We start from the raw sequence: 24,949 nt of genomic DNA on the forward strand, positions 1-24,949 counted from the left end.
TAACAAGTGGCGTATTTTATCACAACCCTGTACCAATGTGAAAAATTAGCATAGGCGATGGGTCGTCAATATGATAAATAATTCATAGCAGTATCAATTATTTACTGTGATTAATCTTACCATTTATAAAAACTGAGGCTCATTATCATTTCTATGTTACACCGTGCTGTCCTATTTATTAACAAAAGGTAAAGGAGATAGTTGAAAGTACAATGAGTATAGTATGATGATTGATATACCCTTGGCGGTACCTAGCGAACCGTTATTCATATATTTATAGAGATATCATAAAGAGAGTCAGTATGACAAAGTTGCGTGTTGCGCATAGCATCAAGGATGAAGAATCAGTCAGTCAAAAGCGCGCGTCGAAGCGGATCGCAGTCGGTACGTTACGGATGAGTGCGTTTAGCGTGGCAACAGCGGTAAGTGCACTTGGTATGTCGCAAGTGGCTTGCGCGGAGTTAACGTGGGGCGATGAGGAAAGCTACCAACAAGAGAGCAACTATCAACAAGACAGCAGTATTGATTCGTTTACAGCGGCGGCTATCGCAGCGGATCGCGGTGATGTGGGTGCGCTCTATAATTATGAGCAAATAATGAGCGGTGGTCTATTTGCCATGTATCCAACTTACTGGCGGATGAATCTAGACCTCAATTCACAAAGTTCAGCGGCAGTATCGCAGTTTGTACGCCAGTATCCAGATACGGTCATGGCCGAGAAGCTGGTGGCTGACTTTGCGGAGACCAAAGCGGGATCGAATGACTACGCCTCTGTCAGACAAGTAGCCAATTTGATTACCAATGCAGATGCCAGTGAGCGCTGCGCTATCGCCCTTGGGTTCAATAATGGCGGTGATACCATGCGTGCCATGGCTGCCAAATCTGATGTTTGGCTAACCACCAAAAAGCAGCCCGCATTGTGTGATCAGCTAGCGATGGAGATGAATAATAATGCGCTTATTAGCAATCAGGATCGCGCTTCTCGTCTCAAACGTATGCTACGAATAGGCAAAACGGGTGACATTATGGCGCTGTCGTCACGCCTAGGTACACCGATTGCTTATTCGGCGCTCAGTGAAATTCAGCTAAACCCCTCGTCGTTTTTTAGCCGCTTTGGCCGCGAGCCTGCCAGCCAAACCAATCAATACCTATACCTATATGCTATTGGCCGTGTCGCAGATAAATCCTATCGTGAGGCCGCGCTACAGTTGGATTTTGATATCAAACAAGACAATCAGCGCGCTATCAGACTATTGAATGACGAAACCCGCCGTTATGCCTATCGTACGCTTGGCGTTAAGCGCATGAACCACAATACAGATGACGGCTTTAATGCTGAAGCGGTAGACTGGTTCCGCAATAGCTTAGATGATGACTTTAACTTTGAAGAAGCGGAAGACTATGCCATGGCAGCGATCCGCTTTGGCCGCTGGGATGATGTGGTTGAAGCTATCTCAAAAATGGATGGTGAAATTCAAAAGGATGGTCAGTGGCAATACTGGCTGGCTCGTGCTTATGAGCAATCGAGTAATAGTAGCAAACGCAATACTGCTAAAAAGATGTATCAGAATCTAGCAAAAAGTAATGACTACTATGGCTTGATGGCAAAAGACAGAATCGGTCAGCGATTTGATGCCAGCCGCTTAGGTGGTAGTAATTTGCCTAATGTCAGTACCGCTGACCGCGCTCGCGTGATGCAAGATGCTAACTTTGCTCGTGCATTTGCTTTATATAACTCTGATGCTAGTCGCGCGTATGCCAACCGCGAGTGGAACTGGGCTGTGAAGCAAGCACGCGATAATCGTGATGACAACCTGATCATTGCGGCGGCGCGTCAAGCCTATGACATGGGCTGGCTCGATCGGGCGATTTATGCCGTTGATAATACCGATAGAGTCGATAGCTTGGCACTTTCGCATCCAATGCCGCACCAAGATTCAGTGGTGCGCTATAGTCAGTCAGCGGGTATTGATCCAGCGTGGGCTTATGGCATCATGCGTCAAGAGAGCCGTTTTGTATCTTCTGCACGCTCAAATGTGGGCGCTAGTGGGTTGATGCAAGTCATGCCTGATACGGCAAAATATATCGCTCGTAATCTAGGTGAGACTTATAGTGCGAGCCGTGCCAACAGTGGTGATACCAATATCCGTTATGGGACATGGTATATGGGTGATATCTTAAGCAAACTGAACTATCAGCCTGTATTGGCAACTGCAGGCTATAACGCTGGGCCTAATAATGCCAAACGCTGGCAGCCAACCTATGGCGCAATTGCCGCAGATCAATATGTCGAATCGATTGCCTTTCCTGAAACGCGTAACTACGTCAAACACGTGATGGAAAACGCCACTATCTATAGCAGTCTGCTGGGTCGTAGCCAGCCAATCAGTCAACGTATGGGTACAGTACCTGCTGCTTTTTAATCAGTGAATTCGTATTTAATAGACCACTAGCTTTTATAGTTAATGGTCTATTTTTTATGGGCTGAATGACAGTTGTTTATAGGCTGAATGACAGTAAGTTTTCGTATTCTGCATAATAAATACTGGACTTAGTTTTGTAATTGTTGACGAGCACGACAACGTTTACGTTTTTGCTATAGATTAAAAAAGACATTTTGTTACCATTGCTTTAATTGACGTTTATGTTCTTTAGTCTTGTTCTTAGATCGCTATGTGTTTAATGCTGTTAGCACAATGATTTAAGTGATAGCCCATGTTTTATCATTGCTAATTGCTCCCAGCCTTATGATCAAAAAATACTTCAAACTGTCTGTATTATCGAAAACTCGGCAACCGTTACTGATTCAGGTGCCCCCGTTATCTAATACAAAAGCAGAAACAAGCTCAAAAATTAAGACATCCAGTTTCTTGGTGCAGTTCCGTGGAAGTTTGATAAGTGGAAGTTTGATAAATAGGCATCATATGGGTAAAGTTAATAAGACGACGAGTTTTGGTGCTTTGTTAATCATACAAGGTCTTATGCTTACGCCAGCATATGCGGCGAGTACGGCCAAAGCTGGTCAGCGCGTATTGATGGTCGAGATGACTCCGGCGTTATGCAGCATGCAGCCGACAAGAGCCCGTATGCGTCAATGTTTAGAAGGCTATTCATTGACAGTTTCAGGTCTAGACATGGGATATGGTGAGCGCTGCGGCAGGGGTAGCGAGCCACGTTTGACGCCACTACAACTAAAGGTCGTCAATCGGATCATGCCTGATACGACAGTACGTAGCCAGACGTGGCAGCGCTATGGTGCTTGTAGTCCGTTAAGTGCCAGTAGTTACTTCCGACAAATCACTAACTACGCTGGTGAACTAAAACTGCCTAACGAGCTGAATACGGGCAACAGTTATACAGTCTCTAAATCTCGATTTATTAGTCAAATGACGCGCCTAAATAGTGGTATGTCATCAAATAGTGTTGATCTTATTTGCCAAGAAGGCAGTCGTCGTCAATCGATACTGACAGATATTCATGTGTGCTATGAGGGCAGCAGTTTTGGCACTTGTCACAATGTTGTAGATAACTGCGGTAGCCAATTCATCATTTCAGGTGGTAGATAGCTTTTATTTAACTATTTTTTAGATACTCCACCGTTCTTTCTCTACATCCTTTTCGGTCCTATTTTTAATGAAATCTGAGTGAACTTGGCAGTATTACATTGTCATTTTTATGCTCTTATTTATTCGTCTCATAGCGATAAAATACTATATGGACTGTATCTAAAAATTCCACAGCCCTTTACACATAGGCTTTGAGCTTATAAATATTCTTTTCGTATAAAATGTAACAATATAGTCCCTGATGGGTCTATGACTGTATCTAGACGGTCGCTGTGATGAAGTGCTACACTAGCTCTCGGTTTATGTATGCTGCAATGCGGCAGACAAGTCGATATCTATAATGATAATCATCAATGAAAACTATGCATTATCCAATCATCAATTAGGGAGTATTCAATGTCAATGAAACAGCCTTTACGTGTTGCCGTCACTGGTGCCGCTGGTAATATCAGCTACGCGATGCTATTTCGTATTGCATCTGGCGAGATGCTAGGTAAAGATCAGCCAGTTATTTTGCAATTACTTGAAATCACGCCAGCGCTTGACGCCCTAAAGGGTGTGGTCATGGAATTAGAAGACTGCGCATTCCCATTATTGGCTGGCATTGTTCAGACTGATGATGCCAATGTTGCATTCAAAGATATCGATTATGCTTTGCTAGTTGGCGCACGTCCTCGTGGCCCAGGCATGGAGCGTAAGGACTTGCTAGAAGCCAATGCTGCGATCTTCTCAGCACAAGGTAAAGCATTGAACGAAGTCGCTAGCCGTGACGTAAAAGTATTGGTCGTCGGTAACCCTGCCAACACCAACGCGCTTATCGCTCAGCGTAACGCGCCAGATCTTGATCCACGTAACTTCACTGCCATGACTCGTCTAGATCACAACCGTGCTATGGCGCAGTTGGCTGACAAGACTGACAGCACTGTTAATGACATCAAAAACATGACTATCTGGGGCAACCATTCGTCAACTCAGTATCCAGACCTAACCGCTTGCACAGTAAATGGCAAGCCTGCACTAGATCTAGTTGATCGTGACTGGTACGAAGGGACTTATATCCCAGAAGTACAACAACGCGGTGCTGCGATCATTAAAGCTCGCGGTGCATCATCTGCCGCTTCTGCTGCCAATGCTGCTATCGCACATATGCGTACGTGGGCACTAGGTACTGACGAGAACGATTGGGTCTCTATGGGTGTTTACTCAAACGGCGAATACGGTATTGCTGAAGGTTTGATCTATTCATTCCCATGCACATGTACTAACGGCGACTGGTCTATCGTAGACGGCGTTGATGTATCATCAGATTTCTCTAAAGAGAAAATGGCTGCCACTGAGCAAGAGCTTAGTGAAGAGCGTGACGCAGTAGCACACCTGCTACCATAAGCTAAGCAGTTATATAGCTGTCTTAACTTAAGTAATGCGTGAAAAAGAAAAGCCCTCTCAAATAGGAGGGCTTTTTTGTGTTTATAAGATTTTTTATTCAAAAGATATGATGAAATAAAAAGCAATTTATCTCATCCTTTCAAATGTACCTGTTTGCTGTCAATACAATTGATAACGTTAGATAAACGTTGATTAACAGCTATTAGCATAAAGCTTGCTACAATAAATGGGTTAATTTGAATAATAAGCACAATTACCTCTACACCATTTAAGGAGAAAAGTATGTTGGGTGAGCCAGAATATAATATGAATGAGTTGTTTGCTCAGTTAGGTCTAGATAGCTCTGATGAAGCGATTGATAAGTTTATCGCAGACAACCAGCTATCAAGTGAAGAGAAATTGATAGAAGCTGATGTCTGGACCGATAGCCAGCGTATGTTTTTACAAGAAGAATGGCAAAAAGATGCCGCATGGGTAGAAGTGATTGATGATCTAAATGTACGCATGCATCCTGATGCTTAACAGCACATAAAAGTATAATAAGAAAAACCCCACGACAATATTCATATCGTGGGGTTTTTTATTTATGTAAGATACGCCTGACTACTAAACTTGATTATCACGCCATTCTAGTAGGTCAGTGACATCTTGATGAATACCCGCTTTCAAGGCGTCCAAACCATCGTAGCGACGCTCACCATGCAAAAAGTGCAAGAAGCGCACTTCTAGATTCAACCCGTACAAATCTGCTTTTAGTTTGGGAAAGTGTACTTCCAATCGCCAGTCATCACCTTTATCAACAGAGGGTCTTTTGCCAATGTTAGCGGTACCGAACAAACTATGTGGACGCAAACCTGCGACGCCTATATTGTTATCAATAGCTAGCTTTATTAAACCATCAGGTATGACCTCTCCATTCTCATCTAAGCTGACGACATCAACGGCAAAAATGCCATGCAAAGCGGGTTTTATTCGCTGCAAATCAATATTGGCAGTAGGAAAGTCCATGGTGCGACCAATTTGATCGCCACGGACGACCGACCCGGTAATGGCGTAGTCGCGCTCCAGAAGTATATTGGCAGCATGAATATCACCTGCCAATAGCAAGTCACGGATACGAGTAGAGCTAATACGTGCAGCCTCATTGTTGACATCATTCAAGTGGTCGTTGTCAATATTGCTATCAGTGATGGTATGTAGGTTAGTCACATCCCAACCATAATCGCGCAAAAACTGACTGTCGCCAGTACGATCATGACCGAAGCGGAAGTCGTCGCCTAGTACCAGCGCTTTTACATTTAAGCGCGTGGCTAATATATCGGCAAAGGCTTGTGCTGATAACGAGCGAAAGTCCTCATCAAAACCTGCCACCACTAAGGTTTTAACCCCATATTGTGCTAGGAGTGCCTGCTTTTCTGCTAGATTGGTCAAACGCGCAGGGGCTTTAGCTGGTGCAAAAAACTCACGTGGTTGTGGCTCAAATATCATGACCGCAGCGTCCAAGTTTTGAGTATGCGCAATATCACGAACTTGTGCCAGCATTGCCTGATGACCAAGGTGTACGCCATCAAAATTGCCAATAGTGAGCACACAAGGCGCTAACTCTATTGGGTCATTAGTAGTAGACGCGGCATTTGATGATGCAATCAGTTGCTCAAGAAAATAGGTTTTCATAAGTTTTCAGCTATGATGAGACCAGATAAAAAACGAAAAAACACATCTATGGTCAAAATTGATGTGTCGAAAATTAGCCATTATAAAGTAAAATAGCCACACTAACACCCTATAGTCTACGGATAATGCAAGTATGAATGACGCTCTATGAATTTCATGGTTCGTACTCACATCTATTATCAGTATGACGATTTTTTACTATCATCATGAATACCAATAATAATGCCAATCAATATGGAGACTCTATGTCCGATGTTGCCTTAAATGTCATAGCAACTGACCTGTCGACACATCAGCTGACCCAGCAGTTTATGGTGCAACGTGCCAGTAAAGAAGACTTAGCAGAAGTCTTGGCGATTTATAATCAAAGTATTCCTGGCAAACAAGCAACGGCAAATTTGGCGTTAGTAACGCTCGAAGAACGTACGGCTTGGTTCGATGAGCATTTGGATAGTCCAACGAGGCCTATTTATGTAGTTAAAGCATTACCAGAAGGTGATGCCGATAGACAAAGTACAAAACTGCCAATTGTTGCATGGGGCAGCTTCAGTGATTTATATGCGCGTACCGCTTATCATATCAGCACTGAGATTAGCATTTATCTAAACCAAGATTATCAGAGTAAAGGGCTGGGCAGTCTGTTGACACGCTGGATGTTGACGCAAGCGCCCAGTTTAGGAATCAGAAATATCGTTGCCCTTATCTTTGCTCACAATCAGCCAAGTTTGGGACTTTTTCGTAAACTTGGCTTTGAGCAGTGGGGATATATGCCAGAAGTTTGCGATATGGACGGGTTTATCGCTGATGTCGTGATGCTTGGTAAAGCCGTGACATCGGACAACGTTGCAGATAGTTAGAGTAAAGTACCTTAACCCAAGATTTTCCATTGGCCGTCGATTTTCTGTAGTTGATAGGTCAATGGTGCAGGGTCGCTTTGTCCTTTGAGCATCAACTCGCCCGTAATAGTAGCACGCGTTTTGTCATCACTGTACGTTGTGTCAGTAATAGTCACGCCATCGACCGTTTGTTGAAATGCCGATTGAGTGTTGGCAAGCTCTTGCTCAAAGTTTGCCATATCTACTTGATAGTAGCCTACCGCATCCTTCACATCACCATAATACAAACTATTTAGTGCTTTTTTGACCGTGTCCTCTGGTGTACCAACTTGGGTCGGATTGGTCACTAGGCTTTTTTGTGTGGTCGAAGCAGTGACTGGATTGATATTGTCATTATCAATGGTCGTTTTATTCTCAGTATCATCTGTGGCTTGAGTCGTTTCGCTCGTGCTATCTGCTGTCTCTTTTTGCTCCGCTGTGCCTTCTTCTGAAGTATCAACGACAGCTGCAACCTCTTCATTATTGGCAGCAGTTTCAGTGTCTGCAGACTCATTGTTGCTGCAACCGCTCAGTAGTAATCCAGTACCGAGGACACCTGTTGCAAGTAGAAGCGGTAAGCGCTGGAAGAGTGGCTGTTTCGTTGTCATATCAAACCTCAAATGTCAGTTATTCATTAATAGGTCATTATGACAACGATCGGTGGCAAGCATTGTCAATTCTGATGATAGGCTTGTTTTGGTTTCGTAAGCCAAGCTCATGCCTATATCTACGTTGGCTTATCCGTGTTTGAGCTGGCGAAGACGGAAACCTGTCGCTAGCAACACCACGCCATAGACAAGCGCTCCCACGACGCACATAATCACGAGTGCGATGATGCGTTGCCACTGGGCTTCATCAGTAGGGAAGTAGGGCAACATGAGATAAAGCACACCAATCATGGAGCCAGTCGAAATGGCAAACTGCGTGAATAGTTTGTTCCAATGAGGACCAAAACGGAAAATATCGCGCTTGTGTAAGAAGTAATAGAGCAAGCCTGCGTTTACGAACGCTGCGCCCGTCGTTGCCAAGGCTAGGCCACCATGTAGTGGTATCTCTAAGAAGTAGAATATCCCAATAAAGATGACACTAAATACCATGTTGGCAATAACAGAAATGATGCCGATTTTGACAGGTGTTCTGGTGTCTTGACGCGCAAAAAATGCAGGGGCAAAGATTTTGATCAGCATGAATCCTAAGATACCACCTGCCATACTACGCAATGCCAGCGAGCTCATCTGTGCATCACGAAGGGTAAACTCACCGCGTAAGAACAGGGCTTGCATCAGCACATCTGCGAGTACAAAGAGCGCAGCCGAGGCAGGTACACCGACCAAAATGATAAGGCGCGCGGCCCAATCGATGGTCTTTTTGAAACTAACATCGTCTTTTTGCGCTTCACTTTTTGACAGACTTGGCAATATTACCGTACCAATCGCCACACCAATCAGCCCTAGTGGTAGCTCGCTCATACGCTCAGCCGCGTAGAGCCAAGAGACCGAACCACCAATCATCAATGAGGCGAAAACGGTGTTCAGCAACAAGTTGATCTGAGTGACAGACACACCAAAGATAGCAGGCAGCATTAATTTGAGAATGCGGCGAACACCCTCATGCTGAAAATCAATTTTGGGCGCGACCAGTAGTTTTTGTTGCCAGAGCTGCGGCAGTTGTATCAAGAATTGTAGCAAACCTGCGATTGCCACGGAATAGCCAAGCGCCATAATAGGCGTATCAAACATCGGCGCAAAAATCAGCGCACCACCAATCATACATAAATTCAATAGGACTGGGGCAAAGGCAGGTGCTGCAAAACGGCCATAACTTTGCAAAATACCACTGGCAAAAGCTGTCATAGAAATAAACAGCAAATAGGGAAAGGTGAGGCGCAGTAGCTCAGCGGTAATGGCGAACTTGTCAGGCTGATCGGCAAACCCAGGGGCAAACAAGGTTACCACCCAAGGTGCAATCAAAATAACGACCACCGTCAGCATCGACAACACCAGCAAAAGTGCGCCCGAGGTACGACTGACCAAAATCTGTACTTGCTGTAAGCTGTATTTTTCTTTGTACTCAGACAGCACAGGAACGAATGCTTGGCTAAACGCCCCTTCGGCAAATAGTCGTCGCAAAAAATTTGGGATTTTGAAGGCGACCAAAAAGGCGTCCATCAAACCACCAGCCCCAAAAACCCCCAATAATATGACATCACGTAGCAGACCTAGAATACGTGACAACATGGTCATGCTACTGACCACCATGGTTGAACGAAATAACCGACTTTTTGCCATGAGAACCTATCTTGCTAAGTTGTGTACAGGGTTGTGTAAGAGGTGGTGTACTGATTTGCTGTTGCAAAAAAACTGACGAATTATAGCACTTTCACCACTGAGATAAATGGATTGGATGTGGAAATCATTTTTGCAGTGATAAAGAGTTATTTCGTAATAACCCTGCAATTAGCTCCCGCAATCTTGCCCATTCGAAATAATCACCAGGGTCAGTCTTACGTCCTGGCGCAATATCACTGTGCCCTGTCAAATGTCGCTGTGTTTTGGGGTAGGCTTCATAAATAGCCGCAATTACCGCTGCGAGCTTCTCATATTGAGCAGAAGTGAAGGACACAAAATCTGACCCTTCAAGCTCAATGCCAATGCTATAATCATTACATTCAGGTCGGCCCAAGTAGCTAGACCGTCCAGCGTGCCAAGCGCGTTCGTTAAAATTGACAAACTGAGTGATAGCCCCATCACGCTCGATAAACAGGTGCGCTGACACTTCTGCACCTTTGATTGTCTGGAAGTAAGGATGTGCATCCCACTCTAATTGATTGGTGAATAATGCCTTTACATAATGTGTGCCACTAGGGTCGCACGCACCAAACTCATTGGGTGGTAGGCTAATATTATGAATAATGATGGCATCAATACTGACACCTTTCGGTCTGACATTATAGTTGGGTGAGGCCAGCCAAGTAGCGGCTGATAGCAGACCGTCTGTGATTGTCATTGGCAATGTAGATGATGATGAATTTGAGGATGAAGCGGGCATAAAGCTCTCTTTTTATAATAGTATTGGTGATGTTGTGATAGAAAGTTTATCAAAGTAGTTAGATGGTCACAGCCTGTTTATATCATTTGAGTCTCTAGCATAATAAACCTTAACAGCGCGAATAGCGTATAAATAATAACGTGTGAGAGCCTGCCTCATGTCTATAAAACCGATGTCTACGTCTGGAACTTATACTCTAATAACCATTGGTCAGCGAGCGCGGCTACCATTGGCGATAGCAGCGCTATTATTCTCTGCAAACACGCAGGCATTTTTACCGACACCTTTATTGGTCACTGAAGGTGCGCTCTCATCTAAATTATCAGATAGTACGTCACCTAGTGACGCTAAAGCTGCTGTTCGCATTGAGATATCTAACCTCAGTGATACTGGAGACAATAGTCAAAATAATATTGCGGCTGGGTCAGATATGGCGACAGAGCAGTTACTGGCAACATGGCGTAGACAGGCAAAAACCGACAATTTAGCACAGCATACAACATGGCGACGCTTATTGTATTTTTACGATGACCAAAGCAGTATGTTTTCTAAAAAGAAAACGGAGAGTTTGGTCGACGATCCAAGCTTCTTTTTGAGTGATAACGGTCAGCAGGATTCAGCCGCAGAATTAGACGCGACCCTGACAGCACTGGCAAAAGAATTCACATCGCAGACAACTGGTAATAACCAAGCAAACATTCATATAAAAAATCAAGCCAATAACAATTCCGTTTTGTGCCGTTTCCCAGCACGAGTGGCATGGCTAAAAGAAAAGTTAGCTATCGATGATGGGCATTTATCGGCTGAGTGTCCAGAGCTAGATGACTGGATGGCGACATTGGCCCCTGAGCGGTTATCTATTGTGTTTGCCGAAGAGTATTTGGACAATCCACTCTCTGCCTTCGGTCATACGCTACTGCGCATTGATTCAAAATCGAGCGTAGCAGACCCCAATCAAATCAGACAGGCGTATGCGCTCAATTATACGGTGGATGGTGATCCAGACGATAGCTTTCCAATCTATGCGACCAAATCTATGATTGGCAGTTATGATAGCGCCATCGAGATTGATCCTTATCCAGAAAAGCTCGCAAAATATCTACAAGACGATGAGCGTGATACGTGGACGTATCCATTGAATTTGACTCCAAGTGAAGTGCAGCAGATTATGCGCCATGTTTGGGAGACCAAAGCGCTAAAAATGCTGTATTACTTCACTACGGATAATTGTGCTTCTGAGATCCTGCGCTTGATCGACGTGGTTCGTCCGCAGCAAAGTCTATTGAAGCAACTGGCTTATGTTGTTGTGCCCTCTGATGTTATCCAACTATTGAATAACAAAAACCTTTTGGCAAATGCCACTTATACCCCTGCCGATAATACGTTGCGTCAAGCTCAGCTTAATGACGTTAAGCAACAACGCGCGCAGCTGGGCTATCATAACAGCGCCAAACAAACCTTAAATGAGATAAAGTCGGCACAGCTTAATCCTGTATCAAGCTTATCAGATGATGGACAACGGTTACGCAAACGTGAAATTGACGTATCGGATAATAACCCAATAGATAGGCATCCACTACAGCTGGGGACGATAGCTATCGGTCAGCGCGGTGACAATGACTATATCGATATTGGGGTTAGAGCAGGGTTTCATGATACGCTTGACCACGCATCAGGGTATCCGCAGTTTTTTAATTTAGAAGGGTTGGCTGCGACCTTACGCCTGTATGACACAGATGATGATAAGCCCAATCAACCAGACAGCGTGGTCTTACAAAATGCGACTTTGATTCGTGGGCGCTCTTTTAATCCTATCAATGCTGGCAAAAAAGGCAAAACGTGGGGCGCAAGTATTGAGGCGACGCGAGTGAATGATGGCTCACAAGAGGGCGGGAGAGATCATCTGGTGGGTAGTGTGGGTTACGAGACGGGGTGGTCTTGGGCGTTCGGTACCCCAAGCATAGGTACGGGTCAGATGCCACCGCAGCTATGCTATACGTTTTTGGCTGGGACAGCACAAGCAGGACGCGCTATCAATAAAGGCTTTCGGGTAGGTGCTGGCATCAATGCTGGTTGTCGTTATCAGATTAACAATCAGTTACGTGCGCAAGCTGAATTGCAATTGCCATATTGGTATCATGGCAGCAGCGATGAGTCCAACGTCCGTGGTCATTATTGGCAACCGATCTCAAGCCTCGGTCTACAATACGATATTGATAAAAAACAAGCATTACGTATCAATGCCAGCTATGACTGGCAAGAGCGCGTCGATGCGAATGAGGATATACAGCTGTCATACAGACGGTACTTTTGAGTAGAGTTATCTCTTAGCGCTGTAATCGCTGTGTAAGTTGTATAAAAGGAAAGATGCTTTATGAATACACCAACTATACTCATCATCGGGCAAGGCGATATCGGCTTGCCAGTCACCAACACCCTTGCGCAAAAGGGTTTTTCTGTGACAGGGCTGGCCCGTAGTGAGCGTGATCATTATGCCCTAGTGGATAACGCTGAATTTTTGCAGGCAGATGCGCTGACTCTGACGACCGATCAACTGCAAGCATTTACGCATATTGCGATTATCGTCACACCTGATGAGTATTCGACCAGCGGTTATCATGACAGCTACTTGGCGATCAGCCAGCATTTGGCAACGCTTGCTCCGAATCTGGCGAATTTGCAGCGCGTCGTGTTTATTTCTTCTACTGGTGTTTATGGTCAAGATAATGGCGAATGGATTGATGAGCATACTGAACCTATGACGCCTGAGCGTGACGCATCAAAGGTCATATTGCAAGCCGAACAAGCACTGCAACAAAGCTTTGGTGACAAAGCCATCATCATTCGTCCTAGCGGCATTTATGGACGTGAGCGTCTTATGCGCCTGCGAAAAGCTCGCGAGCCACAAAAAGAGCCAGTAGCCGCTGAGCATTGGAGCAATCGTATTATGGATCGCGACTTGGTCACTATCATTGCCAATGTGTTGACGACAGAAACACCAAAGCCACTCTACCTTGCGACAGACTACAGACCTGTGACCACCTTTGAGCTTGACGTTTGGTTGAGTGAACAAATCGGTGAAGCCGCGCCTATTATCGATGAAAAAAAGACGTCAGTGACAGGAAAGCGCTTGCACAGCAATATTCCGTTAGCTTGGCTTGAGTACGCTGATTGGCAAACAGGCTATCGTGATATTTTAGCTCACCAAGAGTAAGCTCTTCGGTGTAAGTATTTAAGTATAAGCTCTTAAGCTTAAGATCGTCTTTTAGTTTGATTGTTTTTATAGTTTATTTTGTATGGAGATTTCATGACCCAGCCTTCTACTTCTGATGACCGTTTGTCTCATGCTAGTCTGGCAGCAGAAGGTAGCAAGCTCACAAAAGGCGATGCTGGGCAGTCCTCTATGCTAGCTGATTCACAGCAGCCTGCGATCGTACATCCTAATTTTGATCCCAAACGATCACCCCTTGATCCTGCCAGACCGTTGAGTGATATTCCTGAGCCTGCTAGGCGCTTAAATGGTCAATTGCGCAGGCTTTATGGTAATTCGACGCGGTTTTATCAGCCTAATGTAGATAGCTTGTCAAAATGGTCGCTGATTGCTTCAGAACCCTTGGCGGAGCATCTATCGTTACTCAAGGCGGCGCAGCTTGTCGAGCTGCCTGATAGTTTTTATCAGAACCACAGTGATCAGCCCTTATTATCGCCATTATCAGAGATGACATTATTAGATATGTCAGATATCCAGCAGGCGATTCGTGCCTATCCAAAACTAAACCGTTATGGGTTTGGCTCTGCTGATAGCGACGAGATGGCTGAGCCAAATAACAATAGCGAAATTAACGAGTCTTCAGCCTCTCTGCGCGCATTGATCAAACGCTATAATCCTGATGAGCTGCTGAGTAGCCTGTATGCTGATGATTGGCAAGTGATTTTGCAACCACAGCAATTTGAGACAGGCGAGGGCAGTTTGGCGACAGATATTATGGCGTGTAGTGCTGCTGTCCATGCGCTCAAGCAATGTAGTACCCGTAAAAGTATCAATCATAGCTGTAGTGCCGCGCAAATTTGCCAGCACGTACGTAGTTATTTGCTTAGTCAAATTGTCTGTGAGCCTACGCAGCGTCACGCATATCGTCAAATCCGAATATTTTCTGGTCATATCATTGTTGCTGCGTATCATTTAGGCTGGGAGATACAAGTGCGAGCAGATGGACAGAGCTATTTTAATATCTCGTCGCGTAGTGGTTTGTTGACTCGCTATGCCAATATGCAGGATTACGAAATCAACGGTTGGTCAAGCTGATCAATAATGCGTACAATAATGCAAATTTTTCGCCCCTCTTTTTGCCCATAGGAATGTCATCATGTCTCACGTATCACGCCCGCAAGACCCAACGTTTTCATCTCATCAATTTATTCAACTGGCTTTAGATAACCAAGTACTTAAATTCGGCGAGTTTGTCCTCAAATCAGGTCGTATTAGTCCATATTTCTTTAATGCAGGTCTGCTTGCAACGGGTGAGATGTTGTCATTGCTAGCACGCGGCTATGCTGATGCCTTGGCTGAACAAATGGCTGAGCAAATGAGTACGGCAAATGATGGCGCTGATGCGCAAGAGCCGGTCATCTTTGGTGCGGCTTATAAAGGCATACCTTTTGTCGCTGCGACCGCGCAAGCATTATGGCTACATCATGGCATCAATGCCAAATGGGGTTACAACCGTAAAGAAGCCAAAACCCACGGTGAAGGGGGTAACTTGGTCGGTGCTGACGTAAGTGGCAAGGCTGTTTGGGTGCTTGACGATGTCATCACAGCAGGCACAGCGATGCGTGAAGTGGTGGAGATTCTAGAGCAAGCAGGGGCAAGCGTTGCTGGTATTATTGTCGCGCTTGATCGCAAAGAAAAAGGCCAAGCTGAGCACTCTGCTATTCAAGAGCTTGCTGCCACATTAGCAGTGCCAGTGCGTGCATTGGTTGATATCGACGATTTAATCAGCTATTTGGAAGACGATGAGAGCCAGTACAAAGACGCGACCCAGTTAGCCAAAATGCAACATTACCGTGAGCAGTACGGCGTATAGTTGGGCACTGAGCCTGTTTTATACTAATAATATAACGTAAGTGAGCCCTACTATGAGTCAGACAATGAGCCAAGAAAGCCAAGAAAGCCAAGAAAGCCAAGAAAAATCGCTAAAAATACTCGTTATTATGGATCCTATCGAGCGGGTCAATTATAAAAAAGACACCAGTCTCGCTATGATGTGGGCCGCTCAGGATCGCGGGCATCAGCTTGGCTATTGTCAGATTCATGACTTGTGGTTGGACCGTGGACAGTTAATGGTTGATACGCAGCCGCTGACGGTGAAGCGTGATCCTGCAGATTTTTATACACTGGGTGATAAAACGACACGCTCAGTTGCTGACTATGACGTGATTTTGATGCGCAAAGACCCACCGTTTGATATGCGCTTTATTTATGCCACTTATATGTTAGATCATGCCAAAGCAGCAGGCGTGCTCGTGGTCAATGATCCGCAAGCCATCCGTGATTGTAATGAGAAATTATTTGCGACGTGGTTTAGTGAGTATATGAGCCCAACGATTGTGACCAGCAAACAAGCTCACATTCGTCAGTTTATCGCTGAGCATCAAGATGTCATCGTTAAGCCGCTAGATGGTATGGGCGGTACGGGTATCTTCCGTCTGACTGCGGATAGTCCAAATATTGGCGTGACGATTGAGGTGCTGACTGAGCTTGAGACTTTGCCCATCATGGCGCAGCGTTATTTGCCAGAGATTAAAGAAGGTGATAAACGCGTACTTATTGTAGATGGCGTCGTGGTCGACTATAGCTTGGCGCGTATCCCAAGCAAAGGCGAGACCCGTGGTAATCTTGCCGCAGGTGGTAGCGGTGTGGCGATGCCATTAACCGATATTGAGCGTCAAGTAGCAGAAGTTGTGGCGCCGATTGTCAAAGAAAAAGGTCTGATGTTCGTGGGTTTGGACTTGATCGGTGGACGTATTACTGAGATTAATGTCACCAGCCCAACGTGCGTGCGTGAGATTGATGACCAATGCGGTACCGATATCGCGACCGACTTTATCATGGCAATCGAAAATAAATTTACGGTATAGTTTTAGGCAGTCTAAGACACATGTTTATTAAAGAAAGTACGTCTTAATACCTTTTTAGCATTGCCTTTTAGGGTCGTGTGTCAATAGTACATGACGCCAAGTCGTGCCAGCTCATGGCTTGGTTTTTTTGTTATTTCTACTGCATAAAGTACTGTATATAAGACAATGATTTCCTCTATACTATGCGGGCTTTTACCGTGTCATTTTTTTAGTAAATGGCCTCATAGTAGTAGGACAAATCCTTCATATAAGTAAAGTAAAGATAGGCAGATATTCATGAAAACACCGCACATATTGATGATGGCAGCTGGGACGGGCGGACATGTTTTCCCCGCGCTTGCAGTGAGCGATGAGCTGACCCAGCGCGGTGCGGTTATTCATTGGCTTGGAACGCCAAATGGTATGGAAAACGGCTTGGTTGAACCGACAGGTTATCCTTTTCATGCCATCAATATGCAAGGGCTGCGTGGTAAGGGCGTGGGTCGTTTAGTCAAGCTACCAGTAACGTTATTGTCAGCGACGATGGCTGCGGTGAAAGTGATTCGCAGCAATCAGATTGACGTGGTCGTTGGTTTTGGTGGCTATGTAAGTGCGCCTGGTGGACTTGCTGCACGTCTGACCAATACACCGCTAATTATCCATGAACAAAATGCCATCGCTGGTATGAGCAATCGTTATCTGTCTAAGCTGTCTACCAAAGTATTACAAGCATTTGAGAACACCTTTGCCAATAGTGAGCAAGATGCCAAGCTTGAAACAGTTGGCAATCCTGTGCGTAACGCCATCACTGGTGTCGCAGAGCCAAAGGTGCGTTATGACGTCAATGATAGCTCACCGCTTAAACTGCTGGTCGTGGGCGGTTCGCTTGGTGCTCAGGTATTGAATGATACTGTGCCAAAAGCACTGGCTTTGCTAGACCAACCGTTTGAAGTCCTTCATCAATGCGGACGCAATAACGAAGCAGCCACTCAGGCGGCTTATAGCGAGCAAGATTTAAGCAAGCATCAGTTCACAGTGCAGCCCTTTATCGATGATATGGCGGCGGCCTACAACTGGGCAGATATTATCGTTTGTCGCGCTGGTGCATTGACAGTGACTGAAATCCAAAATGTCGGTATTGCTGCTATTTTTGTACCGCTACCACATGCGGTTGATGACCATCAAACCGCCAATGCGCGCACATTGACTTCACATGCTGCTGCGATCTTATTGCCACAGTCAGAGCTAACGGCCAAACGTTTAAGTGATGAGCTTAGCGTACTCAATCGAGAGAAATGCCTTGAAATGGCCAAGAAAGGTCATGCGCTTGCCAATCGCAGCGCGAGTAAACAAGTGGCTGATATTATTTGGCAAGCCTTATAGTCTAAATTCTTGCCACTCGTTATTTTTTTATTGATCATATTTTACTGTCCTTTAATTTTTATTATCCCTTAATAAAGAGAAAATTTTATGTCTACCTCTGCCAAAGCCCTTCCTAAGCGTTTGATTGAAATACCAGAAATGCGCCGTATTCAGCATTTGCATTTTATTGGTATCGGTGGCTCAGGCATGTGCGGCATCGCTGAGGTGATGAACAATCAAGGTTATCAAGTCAGTGGTTCTGACATTGCAGAAAGCTTGGTGACGAAGCGTTTACAGCAGATTGGCATCAAGATATCAATTGGTCATGATTCCAAAAACATTGCCAACGCTGATGTCATTGTCGTGTCATCAGCGATTGATCGTAGCAACCCTGAGGTAAAAGCTGCGCTTGAAGCTCGCCTGCCAGTCGTACGCCGTGCCGATATGCTTGGCGAGTTGATGCGCTATCGCCATGGTATTGCGGTTGCTGGTGCGCATGGTAAAACGACGACGACCAGTTTGCTAACCACGATGATGGCAGAAGGGCAGCTAGATCCTACCTATGTGATTGGTGGTAAGCTAAATGCTTCGGGTAAAAATGCTGCATTAGGCAACAGCCGTTTCTTGGTAGCAGAAGCGGATGAGTCCGATGCGTCTTTTTTATCACTGCGTCCGATGGCAGCAATTGTGACCAATATCGATCAAGATCACATGGAAACCTATGGCAACAGCTTTGATAAATTAAAAGCCGCGTACATTCAGTTTTTACACAATATGCCGTTTTATGGTTTGGCTGTGGTATGCGGTGATGACCCTGAGCTGTATGCAATGATTGATGATATTGGTCGTCCAGTGTTGACCTTTGGACTTGAGCCTTTTAACGATGTACAAGCTGTCGATTTGGTGACAGAAGGTACCAAGACTCACTTTACTGTATTGCGCCGTGACCGTGAACCATTGCGTCTGACACTAAACATTCCTGGTACACACAATGTTTACAACGCGCTGGCCGCTATCACCATGGCAACCGATGAAGGTGTCGATGATGCCGCGATTGAGCGTGCCTTGCAGAAATTTGAAGGGGTAGGCCGCCGATTTGAGCAGCATGCCTCGGTCGATATCGATGATGGTAATGTCCTGTTGATTGACGATTACGGTCATCATCCAAAAGAAGTTGACGCAACCATCAAAGCCGCTCGCCAAAGCTTTCCTGATCGCCGTTTAGTGATGTTATTTCAACCGCATCGTTATAGTCGCACCCGTGATTGCTATGACGATTTTGTTGAAGTGCTATCAAGTGTTGATGAGCTGCTACTATTGGATGTATATTCAGCAGGTGAAAGCCCGATTATAGGCGCTGATACCAAGTCATTAGCACGTAGTATCCGTCTGCGCGGTGAAGTTGAACCGACGATTATTGACAAAGACAATCTTGCTCCTGTGATGCAGCGTTTATTAAAAGCCAATGACATGCTTATCACGCAAGGCGCGGGTAATGTGGGGCAGATCGCTATTGATTTGGCTGCCAATAATCTTTACATCAAGTAAGCTAAAATTTAGGAATTATCTTCATGACGACGAATAATAAAGAAAACATGAGTACTCAAAACCTCGCTATCGATGATACCGAAGATAAGTCAGCCATTAACAATCCAGAACCAGCATTGGCGGCGGCTGCACAAGCAGGACAAAGCGACGCGAGCATTTCACCAAATGAAAAAGAGAATAAAAAATCTATCAGTACGATGACTGGTCATGTAAAAGATGCCGCTCAGTTTGGTAAAGTCGCTGTGATTTATGGTGGTAGCAGCAATGAGCGCAGCGTGTCTTTGGATAGCGGTGCGGCTGTATTGCAAGCACTGCAAAACCAAGGTGTCGACGCCACTCATTTTGACCCTAAGCATCAAGACATCACAGAATTACGTGATTACGATCGCGTGTTTAATGTCTTGCACGGTCGCGGCGGCGAAGACGGTCTATTGCAAGGTGTATTACAGTGGTTTGATATACCGCAAACGGGATCTGGTATTTTGGCATCAGCATTAGGTATGGACAAAGTGCGTACCAAACAACTATGGCAAGGTTGCGGCTTATCCACAGCACCGTTTTCATTATTGACGGCTGATACCGACTGGCAGCAAGTGGTCAATATGTTAGGACTGCCACTTATCATCAAGCCCGTTCATGAAGGCTCAAGTATTGGTATGACCAAGGTCAACCATCTTGATGAGTTACCTGCTGCTTATGCCACAGCAGTACAGTGTGGTGATGCCGTGATGGCTGAGCGCTGGATCACAGGTCGTGAGTTTACGATTGTGATTATCGATGACGAAGCTTATCCTGTCATTCGACTTGAGCCTGCTGATATCACAAACTTCTATGACTTTGAAGCCAAGTACAATCGTAACGATACCAGCTACTATATTCCTTGCGGATTGAGCGCTGCTGATGAGAAGCATCTGCAAGATTTAAGTCTTGCGGCATTCCGTGCAGTAGATGCAAAAGGCTGGGGACGTATCGATGCCATGCAAGATGAAGCAGGGAATTTTTGGTTGCTTGAGATCAATACCGTGCCCGGTATGACCAGCCATAGTTTGGTGCCGATGGCAGCCAAAGCTAGAGGCATGGATTTTGACACATTGTGCTGGCACATATTATCGCAGACAGTCTAATTTTTTAATGTGACGTCCATCATATTTATCACGATTTTTTAACAATGAGTCTGATGACAATCACTTTGAGTAAATGAGCTACGTTAAAACATGGGCAATCATAAATTATATAGAGATTTATAATTGCTCAGCTTTATCGCTTTTGTAGCATGGCGATTTTAGCCAAAAAAGCCGTTAATGTGTCACTAGAGCTGCTATAAGACAGCTTCATGTAAACTTGTGTAAATTCAAGGCCGCTAGCGAGCGTTACGCTATTGTTTGCCTATAAAATACGTTAATATTGTAAGAATAGCTTTGTTTTAGTAATATTTACGTTTTTTGTAGGGATAACTTATAAGTTATTCATAACCTAAGAAAAATGTTACGTTTAAATAAGAATAATCGCTGACTATCAGTCTTTTTATCGACAGTCTTTGATAATATATTGCCTTAATAAGCTTCTGCAAAAACTTGCAGGTTTACATCAATAATTAGCATGATCAGTTTTATGCAAATATAGGGACAAAGGTCGTTATGGCTCAAACTGTCAACGAGGTAACTGACTTGATGAGTGATAAAGCCGGTCGCCCAGCATCTAAACTCCAATTACCAGCCTCGGCCCGATATCTTTTTATGATATTGGTATTAGGTTTATTGGTACTAATATTGATAATGGGTGGTAAAGCGTTACGTGATGCACCGCCTGCTGAGATTCATGTCAGTAGTCAAGGGCTTTCTACCGCTCAATATAACTCATTACAGACAGTGATGGACCAGCAAAAAGTCAGCAGTTTTTTTACTTCTGATTTGCAAGCATTAAGAGATATTACGACAAGCCTTGCATGGGTTGATCAAGTGAGTATCTCTCGAGACTGGCAACGCGGCATTGTGGTTACCGCCTTACCTAAGCAACCAGTCGCTAATTTTGGGACAGAACGCTTGGTTGATGCAAAAGGATCTGTGTTCGTTCCTGCTGATAGTAGCGACTTGACGCAAGAGCGCTTTGCTACTTTGCAAGGTGAAATGGCTCAAGCGCCAGTCATTATGCAGCAAATGCAGCAAGTCAATGACTGGTATGCGCCACTTGATATGCAGGTTGAAGACATTATTTTGTCACCAAGGATGACTTGGCTCATTCGTTTTGATAATGGCTTGCGCGTCATCGTCGATAATGAGAACACCGCACAAAAATTACTGAATCTAAGCCAGTTACTTGGTAATCAGTTAAGCGGACGCCGAGATGAGATGCAATCTGTAGACTTACGCTACAAGAACGGTTTTACAATTGCTTGGGATATGTCAGCGCCGCCAGTTGATGAGCCCAAATAATTAAAGCAATACTGATGAGTGATTACTTGAGTCGAAACTTTTTGCCCAAAATGAATAAGATATGTACAACATCATAGCGTATTAACAGCGCTTTTTTTAATGATTCAATAGGATGGCGTTATTTGCGCTCCTATTTAGTAATAATTTGTCTGGTACCATGAAATATAACGAAAATTTGGTTGTTGTCCATCTAAGTGCCACGGCAGTGTATGTCGTAATTGGCAATGTTGTCTCTGCAAAAGACATTCGTATCTTAGGCGTAGGGCAAGTTAAAAATAGCGATTTTTATCAAGGCCAAATCAAGCATCGTGAACGCCTACAAGGTGCTATCAAGCAAGCCATCCAAGAAGCAGAAGATACTGCCAATTGCCGCGTGCATAGCGTGTGGTTGACGCTCGCAACACCTGAGCTATCTAGTAAAAACAGTGCTGGAGAAGTGAGGGTTGAAGGCGAGTTCGTACGTGCTAAAGATATGGTACAGGCCTTGTCTAATGCCAAGTCGCGCGATCTGCCATCCGATTACTATCTCATGCATTGCTGTCAGCAAGGCATCTATGTTGATGATCAGGACTTCATGGTCGACGATGTAATTGAGATAATGGCACATAATATCACTGTGATGTATCACATGATGATGATGCCTGTCGCTAGTCGCCAAAATATTCAAAAACTATTACAAAGCTGCGATGTTGGTATTGACCATATCGTGTTTGATGCAGTGACCAGTGCTGAATATAGTCTGATGACTGAAGAGCGTCAGCAAGGGGTTTGCTTGGTAGATATCGGTGCTAGTACGACCAGTATCTGCGTCTACAAAGAAAACAAATTGATTTTTACGCACTGCATAGCTACTGGCAGCCATGAAGTGACAATGGATATCTCAGCTGATTTCGGTATATCGATGATTGAAGCTGAGAAACTGAAAAAGTCTCATGGTACCGCTGATGCCAATAGTGTTGATCCAAGCTCATTCTTTTTGTTTAAACCGCAAGGATCGAGCGATGAAATCAACATCGGTATCTATAATTTAGCACGCATCATTGAAGCGCGTTATGTACAGATATTCACTGAAGTCGCTCGTCAACTGCATGAAGCAGGTTTGATAGGCTACATTGACAAAGGTATCGTGCTGACAGGCGGCGGTAGTACCATTAAAGGTATGATACCGTTTGCTAAACGGCTGCTCAAAATGCCAGTAGTACTGACCAATACACATCCTGCTATTAGTGCTTACAATCATTTTGATAACGACGAGTCATTTAAACAGCTTAATAGTCAGGTCAATGACCGGGCTTACCAAACAGCTTTTGGCACACTCTTATATAGTCAAAGCGAGCAATTTCGCCGTAGTGAAAAAAGTGAACCTGATACGATTCAAAAAAATCGAGTCACAGGGGTCTTTCAAAGCGCAGGCAAACGTTTTGCTGATGTGTTGAAAAAAATACTATAGACCTACTGACCAAACATGTAGAGCATAAACACTTTTGTAAGATGCTCTTGAATGAAGTAAGCGAAAATTGAAGTCATATTGAAAGCAATACGCTAAGCAGTAACAGTAATACCTTAAGCGATGATGACATATTATGGTCCGCGCTGAACTATTTGATCCATAGCCCTGTTTTATTTAAATACATTTATATATAGTATGTCGATAGCGCGCCATATGAGTGCGTTACTACGTATCGACCTACACGCTATCTGCAACTGGAGAATCTTTTTTATGTCAAAATACACCATGCCAGATGATAACCAGCTTCAAAATAACGGCCAAGCGAGCTTCACTGTATTCGGTGTTGGCGGCGGCGGCGGTAATGCGGTTGAACATATGGTACAACAAGGGATTAGAGGTGTAACGTTCGTCTGTGCTAATACAGATAAGCAAGCGCTAGATCGTCTGACTGCACCGCACAAACTACAACTTGGTGCAAAAACGAACCGTGGTCTAGGTGCAGGTGCAAATCCAGAAGTTGGTCGTGAAGCAGCAGAAAGCGAAGAAGAAGCTATCCGTGCATTGCTTGAACACTCAGATATGGTATTTATCACTGCTGGTATGGGTGGCGGTACAGGTACAGGCGCAGCACCAGTGGTTGCACGTATTGCCAAAGAAATGGAAGTATTGACGGTTGCTGTTGTGACCACACCATTTAAATTTGAAGGTGGCAAACGTATCAAAGCTGCGAAAGCAGGTATCGAGCAGTTGACCAATTTCGTTGATTCAATTATCACGATTCCAAATGATAAGTTGATGAGTGTATACGGCAATATCTCTATGCAAGACGCTTTCAAGAAAGCGGACGATGTTTTGCTACATGCGGTCCAAGGTATTGCAGAGACTATCGCTAGCGAAGGTATGATCAATATTGACTTTAACGATATCCGTACGGCAATGACGGCTAAAGGTCATGCAATGATGGGTATCGGCCGTGCAAGTGGCGATGATCGTGCGCGTCAAGCCACCGAAAAAGCCATCAGATCACCACTACTTGATGATTTACGTCTAGAGAATGCCAAAGGTCTATTGGTCAACGTGATTTCTTCTGAGTCATTATCACTCGATGAGATGAGCAAAATCAGCATCATCGTTGAGGAAATTACTGATATCGATGATGCTCATATTTTCTACGGTTCTGTAATCGATGAAAAAATGGGTGATGACTTGCATGTGACGGTTATTGCAACGGGTCTGACCTTAGATGAAAACGCAGGGCAAGAGCCAGAAGTGGTTGAGCAACCTGTTCCTTCTGTGAATAGTACACAACCTGTCGATCCTAATGTACATACCAGTGCATTAAATAGTCAGAAGAAATCACAAGCTCAACTGCATCAAGATAACGTTAATACTGCACGCCCAAGCGCGCCTCAAGAGCAGACAAAAACCAAAACCAACAGCATCCAAGACTATCTGAAGCGTCAACAGAACAAATAGTTTTTAGTATTAAGT

The 24,949-nt window shown here is 44.6% G+C and carries 20 protein-coding genes; 16 read left to right on the forward strand and 4 right to left on the reverse strand.

The window, feature by feature from the left end; all coding sequences use genetic code 11:
- Nucleotides 1-302: 302 nt before the first annotated feature.
- The 4 genes from ACTXGK_RS18010 (at nt 303) to ACTXGK_RS18025 (ending at nt 5,474) form a co-directional block, all read left to right on the forward strand.
- A complete protein-coding gene (locus ACTXGK_RS18010; RefSeq protein ID WP_443515832.1) occupies nt 303-2,423 on the forward strand; it encodes a lytic transglycosylase domain-containing protein in 2,121 nt (706 codons plus the stop codon).
- 501 nt (nt 2,424-2,924) lie between these two features.
- Nucleotides 2,925-3,566, forward strand: a complete 642-nt coding sequence (locus ACTXGK_RS18015; RefSeq protein WP_201598007.1) for a T2 family ribonuclease — start codon at nt 2,925-2,927, stop codon at nt 3,564-3,566.
- Between the two features lie 396 nt (nt 3,567-3,962).
- Nucleotides 3,963-4,952, forward strand: coding sequence for a malate dehydrogenase (locus ACTXGK_RS18020; RefSeq protein WP_443515830.1), 990 nt, complete (start codon nt 3,963-3,965; stop codon nt 4,950-4,952).
- A 282-nt stretch (nt 4,953-5,234) separates the two neighbouring features.
- Nucleotides 5,235-5,474 carry a DUF2789 family protein gene (locus tag ACTXGK_RS18025; RefSeq protein ID WP_238037890.1) on the forward strand — a complete coding sequence of 80 codons (240 nt, stop codon included), beginning with the start codon at nt 5,235-5,237 and terminating at the stop codon, nt 5,472-5,474.
- Nucleotides 5,475-5,558: 84 nt separating this feature from the next.
- Here ACTXGK_RS18025 and ribF read toward each other — a convergent pair whose 3' ends face one another.
- The gene (gene ribF, locus ACTXGK_RS18030) at nt 5,559-6,626 is read right to left on the reverse strand and encodes a riboflavin biosynthesis protein RibF (protein ID WP_443515828.1); all 1,068 of its coding nucleotides are present in this window, start codon (nt 6,624-6,626) and stop codon (nt 5,559-5,561) included.
- A 245-nt stretch (nt 6,627-6,871) separates the two neighbouring features.
- Between ribF and ACTXGK_RS18035 the strand changes: the two genes are divergently transcribed.
- A complete protein-coding gene (locus tag ACTXGK_RS18035; protein ID WP_443515826.1) occupies nt 6,872-7,483 on the forward strand; it encodes a GNAT family N-acetyltransferase in 612 nt (203 codons plus the stop codon).
- Between the two features lie 11 nt (nt 7,484-7,494).
- Here ACTXGK_RS18035 and ACTXGK_RS18040 read toward each other — a convergent pair whose 3' ends face one another.
- The 3 genes from ACTXGK_RS18040 to ampD all read right to left on the reverse strand — a co-directional run bounded on the left by ACTXGK_RS18040 (nt 7,495) and on the right by ampD (nt 10,549).
- Complete coding sequence (locus ACTXGK_RS18040) at nt 7,495-8,109, reverse strand: hypothetical protein (protein WP_443515824.1); 615 nt, start codon at nt 8,107-8,109, stop codon at nt 7,495-7,497.
- 129 nt (nt 8,110-8,238) lie between these two features.
- The gene (gene murJ / locus ACTXGK_RS18045; protein WP_443515823.1) at nt 8,239-9,789 is read right to left on the reverse strand and encodes a murein biosynthesis integral membrane protein MurJ; all 1,551 of its coding nucleotides are present in this window, start codon (nt 9,787-9,789) and stop codon (nt 8,239-8,241) included.
- 124 nt (nt 9,790-9,913) lie between these two features.
- The gene (gene ampD / locus ACTXGK_RS18050) at nt 9,914-10,549 is read right to left on the reverse strand and encodes a 1,6-anhydro-N-acetylmuramyl-L-alanine amidase AmpD (protein WP_443515821.1); all 636 of its coding nucleotides are present in this window, start codon (nt 10,547-10,549) and stop codon (nt 9,914-9,916) included.
- A gap of 157 nt (nt 10,550-10,706) precedes the next feature.
- Between ampD and ACTXGK_RS18055 the strand changes: the two genes are divergently transcribed.
- The 11 genes from ACTXGK_RS18055 to ftsZ all read left to right on the forward strand — a co-directional run bounded on the left by ACTXGK_RS18055 (nt 10,707) and on the right by ftsZ (nt 24,934).
- Nucleotides 10,707-12,863: an Lnb N-terminal periplasmic domain-containing protein gene (locus ACTXGK_RS18055; protein ID WP_443515820.1), complete on the forward strand. Its 2,157-nt coding sequence runs from the start codon at nt 10,707-10,709 to the stop codon at nt 12,861-12,863.
- A gap of 60 nt (nt 12,864-12,923) precedes the next feature.
- Nucleotides 12,924-13,763 carry an SDR family oxidoreductase gene (locus ACTXGK_RS18060; protein WP_443515819.1) on the forward strand — a complete coding sequence of 280 codons (840 nt, stop codon included), beginning with the start codon at nt 12,924-12,926 and terminating at the stop codon, nt 13,761-13,763.
- A 93-nt stretch (nt 13,764-13,856) separates the two neighbouring features.
- Nucleotides 13,857-14,855: a hypothetical protein gene (locus ACTXGK_RS18065; protein ID WP_443515817.1), complete on the forward strand. Its 999-nt coding sequence runs from the start codon at nt 13,857-13,859 to the stop codon at nt 14,853-14,855.
- A 61-nt stretch (nt 14,856-14,916) separates the two neighbouring features.
- Complete coding sequence (gene pyrE, locus ACTXGK_RS18070; protein ID WP_443515816.1) at nt 14,917-15,633, forward strand: orotate phosphoribosyltransferase; 717 nt, start codon at nt 14,917-14,919, stop codon at nt 15,631-15,633.
- A 52-nt stretch (nt 15,634-15,685) separates the two neighbouring features.
- Complete coding sequence (gene gshB, locus ACTXGK_RS18075) at nt 15,686-16,687, forward strand: glutathione synthase (protein WP_443515815.1); 1,002 nt, start codon at nt 15,686-15,688, stop codon at nt 16,685-16,687.
- 276 nt (nt 16,688-16,963) lie between these two features.
- Nucleotides 16,964-18,049: an undecaprenyldiphospho-muramoylpentapeptide beta-N-acetylglucosaminyltransferase gene (gene murG / locus ACTXGK_RS18080; protein WP_443515813.1), complete on the forward strand. Its 1,086-nt coding sequence runs from the start codon at nt 16,964-16,966 to the stop codon at nt 18,047-18,049.
- 87 nt (nt 18,050-18,136) lie between these two features.
- Nucleotides 18,137-19,576, forward strand: coding sequence for a UDP-N-acetylmuramate--L-alanine ligase (gene murC, locus ACTXGK_RS18085; RefSeq protein WP_443515811.1), 1,440 nt, complete (start codon nt 18,137-18,139; stop codon nt 19,574-19,576).
- Nucleotides 19,577-19,599: 23 nt separating this feature from the next.
- Complete coding sequence (locus tag ACTXGK_RS18090) at nt 19,600-20,700, forward strand: D-alanine--D-alanine ligase (RefSeq protein WP_443515809.1); 1,101 nt, start codon at nt 19,600-19,602, stop codon at nt 20,698-20,700.
- Between the two features lie 513 nt (nt 20,701-21,213).
- A complete protein-coding gene (locus tag ACTXGK_RS18095) occupies nt 21,214-22,008 on the forward strand; it encodes a cell division protein FtsQ/DivIB (protein ID WP_443515808.1) in 795 nt (264 codons plus the stop codon).
- A gap of 112 nt (nt 22,009-22,120) precedes the next feature.
- Nucleotides 22,121-23,458 carry a cell division protein FtsA gene (ftsA, locus tag ACTXGK_RS18100; RefSeq protein WP_443515806.1) on the forward strand — a complete coding sequence of 446 codons (1,338 nt, stop codon included), beginning with the start codon at nt 22,121-22,123 and terminating at the stop codon, nt 23,456-23,458.
- Between the two features lie 270 nt (nt 23,459-23,728).
- The gene (gene ftsZ, locus ACTXGK_RS18105; RefSeq protein ID WP_058024577.1) at nt 23,729-24,934 is read left to right on the forward strand and encodes a cell division protein FtsZ; all 1,206 of its coding nucleotides are present in this window, start codon (nt 23,729-23,731) and stop codon (nt 24,932-24,934) included.
- Nucleotides 24,935-24,949: the final 15 nt, after the last annotated feature.

It is taken from the genome of Psychrobacter sp. T6-5, assembly GCF_052258485.2.
Classification (GTDB): domain Bacteria; phylum Pseudomonadota; class Gammaproteobacteria; order Pseudomonadales; family Moraxellaceae; genus Psychrobacter.

Excerpts from the sequence above, each read along its gene's own strand:
- ribF (WP_443515828.1), bottom strand. The coding sequence starts at position 6,626 with ATGAAAACCTATTTTCTTGAGCAACTGATTGCATCATCAAATGCCGCG.
- ACTXGK_RS18090 (WP_443515809.1), top strand. The coding sequence starts at position 19,600 with ATGACGACGAATAATAAAGAAAACATGAGTACTCAAAACCTCGCTATC.
- ACTXGK_RS18095 (WP_443515808.1), top strand. The coding sequence starts at position 21,214 with ATGGCTCAAACTGTCAACGAGGTAACTGACTTGATGAGTGATAAAGCC.
- murJ (WP_443515823.1), bottom strand. The coding sequence starts at position 9,789 with ATGGCAAAAAGTCGGTTATTTCGTTCAACCATGGTGGTCAGTAGCATG.
- murC (WP_443515811.1), top strand. The coding sequence starts at position 18,137 with ATGTCTACCTCTGCCAAAGCCCTTCCTAAGCGTTTGATTGAAATACCA.
- ACTXGK_RS18035 (WP_443515826.1), top strand. The coding sequence starts at position 6,872 with ATGTCCGATGTTGCCTTAAATGTCATAGCAACTGACCTGTCGACACAT.
- murG (WP_443515813.1), top strand. The coding sequence starts at position 16,964 with ATGAAAACACCGCACATATTGATGATGGCAGCTGGGACGGGCGGACAT.
- ACTXGK_RS18060 (WP_443515819.1), top strand. The coding sequence starts at position 12,924 with ATGAATACACCAACTATACTCATCATCGGGCAAGGCGATATCGGCTTG.
- ACTXGK_RS18025 (WP_238037890.1), top strand. The coding sequence starts at position 5,235 with ATGTTGGGTGAGCCAGAATATAATATGAATGAGTTGTTTGCTCAGTTA.
- ACTXGK_RS18065 (WP_443515817.1), top strand. The coding sequence starts at position 13,857 with ATGACCCAGCCTTCTACTTCTGATGACCGTTTGTCTCATGCTAGTCTG.
- pyrE (WP_443515816.1), top strand. The coding sequence starts at position 14,917 with ATGTCTCACGTATCACGCCCGCAAGACCCAACGTTTTCATCTCATCAA.
- ampD (WP_443515821.1), bottom strand. The coding sequence starts at position 10,549 with ATGCCCGCTTCATCCTCAAATTCATCATCATCTACATTGCCAATGACA.
- ACTXGK_RS18040 (WP_443515824.1), bottom strand. The coding sequence starts at position 8,109 with ATGACAACGAAACAGCCACTCTTCCAGCGCTTACCGCTTCTACTTGCA.
- ACTXGK_RS18020 (WP_443515830.1), top strand. The coding sequence starts at position 3,963 with ATGTCAATGAAACAGCCTTTACGTGTTGCCGTCACTGGTGCCGCTGGT.
- ACTXGK_RS18010 (WP_443515832.1), top strand. The coding sequence starts at position 303 with ATGACAAAGTTGCGTGTTGCGCATAGCATCAAGGATGAAGAATCAGTC.
- gshB (WP_443515815.1), top strand. The coding sequence starts at position 15,686 with ATGAGTCAGACAATGAGCCAAGAAAGCCAAGAAAGCCAAGAAAGCCAA.
- ftsA (WP_443515806.1), top strand. The coding sequence starts at position 22,121 with ATGGCGTTATTTGCGCTCCTATTTAGTAATAATTTGTCTGGTACCATG.
- ACTXGK_RS18055 (WP_443515820.1), top strand. The coding sequence starts at position 10,707 with ATGTCTATAAAACCGATGTCTACGTCTGGAACTTATACTCTAATAACC.
- ACTXGK_RS18015 (WP_201598007.1), top strand. The coding sequence starts at position 2,925 with ATGGGTAAAGTTAATAAGACGACGAGTTTTGGTGCTTTGTTAATCATA.
- ftsZ (WP_058024577.1), top strand. The coding sequence starts at position 23,729 with ATGTCAAAATACACCATGCCAGATGATAACCAGCTTCAAAATAACGGC.